This is a genomic window from Streptomyces alkaliphilus, assembly GCF_014141535.1.
GTDB classification, from domain to species: Bacteria; Actinomycetota; Actinomycetes; order Streptomycetales; family Streptomycetaceae; genus Streptomyces; species Streptomyces alkaliphilus.
In genome coordinates this window covers 1-5,595 of record NZ_VKHT01000276.1, presented here as the reverse complement: position 1 = coordinate 5,595, position 5,595 = coordinate 1, and the positions used below count along the sequence as shown (strand labels likewise).

Genomic DNA, 5,595 nt, shown 5'->3' with positions numbered 1-5,595 from the left:
GCTTGGGGGAGCGGCGGCGGCCTCGGCGGGGACCGGCGTCGGGACCCTCGGGGGTGTCGTTTCCGAAACCGGAGCGGTGATCCGCGTCGACGGAGTCGGGGTCGGTGCCCTCGGCGGCCAGGCGGTGGGTGATGGCGCGGAAGGCCATGGTGTCGGGGCCGGGGGAGTCGTCCGGCTCGTCGCCGGGGATGCGCTCGGGGTACCCGCCGTGTTCGGGGTGGTCGCCGTACCCGGCGTCGGTGCCCGCGGTCCCGTCGGTCTCCCGGTGGTCCCCGCCGGCGACGCCGTAGGGATCGTCGTATCCGGAGTCATAACCGGCATCGTGACCGGCGTTGTGACCGGCTTCGTGACCGGTGGGTCCGTATCCGTCGGTGTCGTGGCGGTGGGTTCCGTTCCCCGCGTCCCAACCGCCGCCGGTGTCCCAACCCCCGGTGCCCTCGGTCCCGGTGCCCCGGGAATCCCACTCGTCGGGGGTGGGCTGCACGGCGGTGGATCCGGCGGTGTCCGCCGTCCCGTCCCAGCCGTTCCCCCAACCGTCCCCGGAACCATGGGAGGCGTGGGACCCGTGGGACCCGTGGGAAGGGGTCGTGTCGGACCCGGTGTACCCGCCGCCGGTGTAGCCGTCCCAGCCGGTGCCGTATCCGTCGGCGTGCCCGGCGGTCGGCGCGGTGGATTCCCCGCCCCAGCCGTCGGGGCCGGTGGAGTCGTATCCGCCCCGGGCGCCCCAGCCGTCGGCCGGGGTTCCGTGGCCGGCGTCGGAGTGGTCGGCGAACTCCTGGAAGCGGGGCATGCCGTGCGCCGGCGTGTTGTCCCAACCGGTGGCGGTGTGCCGACCGTTGTCGTAGGCCGTGGCCTGCCCGTAGGGGTCGGAACCGTATCCGCCGCCGTTCTCCGTGATTCCGTCGCTCCCGGGATGCGTGTAACCCGTCTCCTGCGGGTACCCGTACCCGTAGGGGGTCCGGGCGGTGTCGTCCGTGCTTCCGGCCGGTGGGTATCCGGCGGGGGCTTGACGATCGTTCACCGAGGCTGCCTTTCGGCTCGACAACAGGAGCGGGGCGTGCACCCCGGCGGCTGCGGTGCGGCGACTGTACCCGCCTGTGCCGCGCACGGACAATCTTTCGCGGGTTTCATCAAGTTGGAATCGGGCATTCGAGCGTCTTTCGGGGCGTGGAGCGGAATCGCTTCACGTCTTTTTCGATTTGCGTTCGAATTTCTTCGGCCGGCGTCGAGCCCCTCCCCCGGGGTCCGGACCGGCCTCTTCCCGCCGGCGGAGTGCCCGGACCGCGTCCCGATCGGTGCCGGATCGTTGCGCGGCGCGGCGGCGCGCGTGTGATTTCGCCCTCCCCCTGTCGCGCACCGACCGCCGGGTAGGCGATCCTGTGGCTAACGTCCGTTCACTCCGGCATCGGGGCCGGGGCGACCTGGGAGGCAGAGCAATGGGTGTGTCCGGTCCGATTCGCGTCGTCGTCGCCAAGCCGGGACTCGACGGACACGATCGCGGTGCCAAGGTGATCGCCAGGGCCCTTCGGGACGCGGGGATGGAGGTCATCTACACCGGCCTGCACCAGACGCCGGAGCAGATCGTGGACACCGCCATCCAGGAGGACGCCGACGCCATCGGCATGTCCGTCCTCTCCGGCGCGCACAACACCCTCTTCGCCCGCGTGATCGAACTGCTCCGCGAGCGCGACGCGGAGGACATCACGGTCTTCGGCGGCGGCATCATCCCCGAGGACGACATCCCCCCGCTGAAGGCGCAGGGCGTCGCCGAGATCTTCACCCCGGGCGCCCCCACGGGCGAGGTGGTGGAGTGGGTGCGCTCGCACGTGCGCGCCGCCTGAAGGGCCGACCCCGCCCCGGCCCGCCCTCCGGGCGCCGCGCCGGGGCGCCGTCATGGCACGGCGTGCCGTTTCGCCGGCACTCGATGTGACGGGGCTCACCGCGCCGGTGTGACCTGGATTTCAGGTGGACCGGCCACGGGCCGATACCCTGCCAGGCGGACCTGCCGCGCGCCGGGGCACGGCCAAGGAAAGAACTCCTGTCCCGCCGTCCGCGGGCTTCGCGGCATGCCCGGCCGATCGATACCGCGAGACCACTGAACAAGAGGACGGACACGCGTGGACCTGTTCGAGTACCAGGCGAGGGACCTCTTCGCCAAGCATGACGTGCCGGTGCTGGCCGGTGAAGTCATCGACACGCCGGAGGCGGCCCGCGAGGTGACCGAGCGACTCGGCGGTCGCGCGGTCGTCAAGGCTCAGGTCAAGACCGGTGGGCGGGGCAAGGCGGGCGGCGTGAAGCTCGCCTCCGACCCCGACGACGCCGTGGAGAAGGCCCGGGCCATCCTGGGCATGGACATCAAGGGCCACACCGTTCACAAGGTGATGCTGGCCCAGACCGCGGACATCGCGGAGGAGTACTACGTCTCCTTCCTGCTGGACCGCACCAACCGCACCTTCCTGGCGATGGCCTCCGTCGAGGGCGGCGTGGACATCGAGGAGGTGGCCGCCACCAAGCCCGAGGCGCTGGCCAAGATCCCGGTGGACGCCATCGACGGCGTGGGAATCGAGAAGGCCCGCGAGATCGTGGCGGCGGCGAACTTCCCGGCCGAGGTGGCCGAGCAGGTCGCCGAGGCACTGGTGAAGCTGTGGGACGTCTTCATCAAGGAGGACGCCCTCCTGGTCGAGGTCAACCCGCTGGTGAAGACCGGCGAGGGCCGGATCATCGCCCTGGACGGCAAGGTCTCCCTGGACGCCAACGCCGAGTTCCGCCAGCCGGACCACGCCGCGCTGGAGGACAAGGCCGCGGCCGACCCGCTGGAGGCGGCGGCCAAGGCCAAGGGCCTGAACTACGTGAAGCTGGACGGCGAGGTCGGCATCATCGGCAACGGCGCCGGGCTCGTCATGAGCACCCTGGACGTCGTCGCCTACGCCGGTGAGAGCCGGGGCGGCGTCAAGCCCGCCAACTTCCTCGACATCGGTGGCGGTGCCTCGGCCGAGGTCATGGCCAACGGCCTGGAGATCATCCTCGGCGACCCGGCCGTGAAGTCGGTCTTCGTCAACGTCTTCGGCGGCATCACCGCCTGCGACGCCGTCGCCAACGGCATCGTGCAGGCGCTGGAGCTGCTGTCGAGCCGCGGCGAGACCGTCGACAAGCCGCTGGTCGTGCGTCTGGACGGCAACAACGCCGAGCTGGGCCGCAAGATCCTCTCCGACGCCGATCACCCGCTGGTCGAGCAGGTGGACACCATGGACGGCGCCGCCGCCCGTGCCGCCGAGCTGGCCGCCAAGTAATCCCCGGACGACGACCATCCACGTCCGTTCAGGACAGATCGAGGACACCGTAGAGAAATGGCTATCTTCCTCACCAAGGAGAGCAAGGTCATCGTCCAGGGGATGACCGGCTCCGAGGGCCAGAAGCACACCCGGCGCATGCTGGCGTCGGGCACCAACATCGTCGGTGGCGTGAACCCCCGCAAGGCGGGCACCACCGTCGACTTCGACGGCACCGAGATCCCGGTGTTCGGCGGCGTCAAGGAGGCCATGGAGGCCACCGGCGCCGACGTCACCGTCATCTTCGTGCCGGAGAAGTTCACCAAGGCCGCCGTCATCGAGGCGATCGACGCGGAGATCGGCCTGGCCGTGGTGATCACCGAGGGCGTCGCGGTGCACGACACCGCCGCGTTCTGGGCGTACGCCGGCAAGAAGGGCAACAGGACCCGGATCATCGGCCCCAACTGCCCCGGCCTGATCAGCCCCGGCCAGTCCAACGCCGGCATCATCCCGGCGGACATCACCAAGTCGGGCCGCATCGGTCTGGTCTCGAAGTCCGGCACGCTGACCTACCAGATGATGTACGAGCTGCGGGACCTCGGCTTCTCCAGCTGCGTCGGCATCGGTGGTGACCCGATCATCGGCACCACCCACATCGACGCCCTCAAGGCGTTCCAGGACGACCCGGACACCGACCTGATCGTCATGATCGGTGAGATCGGCGGCGACGCCGAGGAGCGGGCCGCCGACTTCATCAAGGCCAACGTCACCAAGCCGGTCGTCGGCTACGTGGCGGGCTTCACCGCGCCCGAGGGCAAGACCATGGGCCACGCCGGCGCCATCGTCTCCGGCTCCTCCGGCACCGCCCAGGCCAAGAAGGAGGCCCTGGAGGCCGCGGGCGTGAAGGTCGGCAAGACCCCGTCGGAGACCGCGCGGCTCGCCCGCGAACTGCTGGCCGCCTGACCCGACGGGGTTCGGCACGGCCCCGTCGTTCGGCACCCGGGCCCCGGTCATCGCGCCGGGGCCCGGCGGCCGGCGGCACCGTCCGCCGATCGCCCCGGCGGACACCGACGCACCGGAGCGGCCCGGCCCCCGCGGGGGCCGGGCCGCTCCGGTGCGTCGGGGCACCCTCCCGTCGGTGCCGCCCCTGACGCGGTGCTCAGAACGGCACCAGCGACGCCACCACCGCCCCGACGAGCAGCAGGAGCAGCAGGACCGCCCCCAGCACCCGCCGGCGGGTCAGCCGCTCGCAGACCTCCCGCACCCGCTCCTCCGGCACCGGCCGGCCCGGGGCGTGCTCCGCGATCCGCTCCAGGGCCGTCGTCAACAGGCGCCGGCGCTCTCCGACCGGTGCCTGCGCCAACTCCGGCACCCGTTCCACCAGCATCACGTGCGCCCGCTTCAGCCGGCCGTGGACGGCCGCCGAGGAGGACTCCACCTCGGCCGCGATCTCGGTCACGCCCATCCCCGGTCCGTAGTGCAGCAGCAGGCAGCGGCGGTAACTCGGCGGGAGGGAGAGCAGGGTTCGCAGCACCTCGCCCTCGTCGGGAACGGCGAGCCCGGCCTCCGGGGCGTCGGTCGGTGAGGCGGCCGCGGTGGCGGCGCCGTCCTTCGCCGTGTCGCCGCGCCGTTCCGTCGTCCGTGCCGGCTCCCGGCGCCGGGCGGAGGGGCGCGGCGCGGTCCGCATCACGCGTGCCGGGTGCAGTCGGTGCCAGGGGGAGAGGGCGTACTCGTAGGCCGCCGCCCGCACCCATCCGACCGGGTCCCGGTCCACGGCCACCTCCGGCCAGCGCTCCCAGGCCAGGCGGAAGGCGTGCACGACCGCCCGGGCCGCCAGCCGCCGGTCCCCGCACAGCAGGAAGGTCTGCCGGGTCAGTGACTCGGCGGACCGGGCGTAGAGCAGGTCGAAGGCCCGCATGGGGGCCTCGTCCGGCTCCACCTCCGGGTCGAGGTAGGGGTCGACCGGTTCGTCCGCCGGGTCGGTGTCCGCCGGATCGGTTTCCCCGTCCCGGTGGTGTCCGGCCGGGCGCGGGTTCTCCCGGAGCGCGGTCGCCACGGCGGGTTCGCCCGACGCGGGACGGGCCCCGCCGGCGGGTCCGCTCTTCGGCCCGGCGGCCGGCGCGGGGCCCCGCTCACCGGGGGAGTCGCCCTTCGGGACGTCGGTGACCTCCCGAGGGGCACCGGCCCGCTCGGGATCGGCCGGGTGGGGGGTGTCGGTGGTCACCCGGCTCCGGGTACGGGGGTGCCGGTCCGCCGACCCCGTCTCCGCCGGGTGGGGACGGTCGGTCGGAGCGGAAGCGTCCCCGGTGCCCCCGGTGTTCGTGGC

The 5,595-nt window shown here is 72.6% G+C and carries 4 protein-coding genes and 1 pseudogene; 3 read left to right on the top strand and 2 right to left on the bottom strand.

The window, feature by feature from the left end; all coding sequences use genetic code 11:
- Positions 1–1,021: pseudogene (locus tag FNQ90_RS11055) on the bottom strand (hypothetical protein); the annotation flags it as partial.
- A gap of 415 nt (positions 1,022–1,436) precedes the next feature.
- Here FNQ90_RS11055 and FNQ90_RS11050 point away from each other — a divergent pair.
- From FNQ90_RS11050 to sucD, 3 genes are all read left to right on the top strand, one after another.
- Positions 1,437–1,841 (top strand): cobalamin B12-binding domain-containing protein, encoded by a 405-nt coding sequence (locus FNQ90_RS11050; protein WP_143618890.1) that lies wholly within the window; start codon positions 1,437–1,439, stop codon positions 1,839–1,841.
- A 276-nt stretch (positions 1,842–2,117) separates the two neighbouring features.
- Entirely contained in the window at positions 2,118–3,290 is a 1,173-nt protein-coding gene (gene sucC, locus FNQ90_RS11045) for an ADP-forming succinate--CoA ligase subunit beta (RefSeq protein ID WP_143618888.1), read from the top strand.
- A 57-nt stretch (positions 3,291–3,347) separates the two neighbouring features.
- Positions 3,348–4,232: a succinate--CoA ligase subunit alpha gene (gene sucD, locus FNQ90_RS11040; RefSeq protein WP_143618886.1), complete on the top strand. Its 885-nt coding sequence runs from the start codon at positions 3,348–3,350 to the stop codon at positions 4,230–4,232.
- Positions 4,233–4,428: 196 nt separating this feature from the next.
- On the opposite strand, the gene FNQ90_RS11035 is transcribed toward sucD, so the two are convergent.
- The coding region (locus tag FNQ90_RS11035; RefSeq protein WP_228471039.1) for an RNA polymerase sigma factor at positions 4,429–5,595 on the bottom strand (1,167 nt) is incomplete at its 5' end.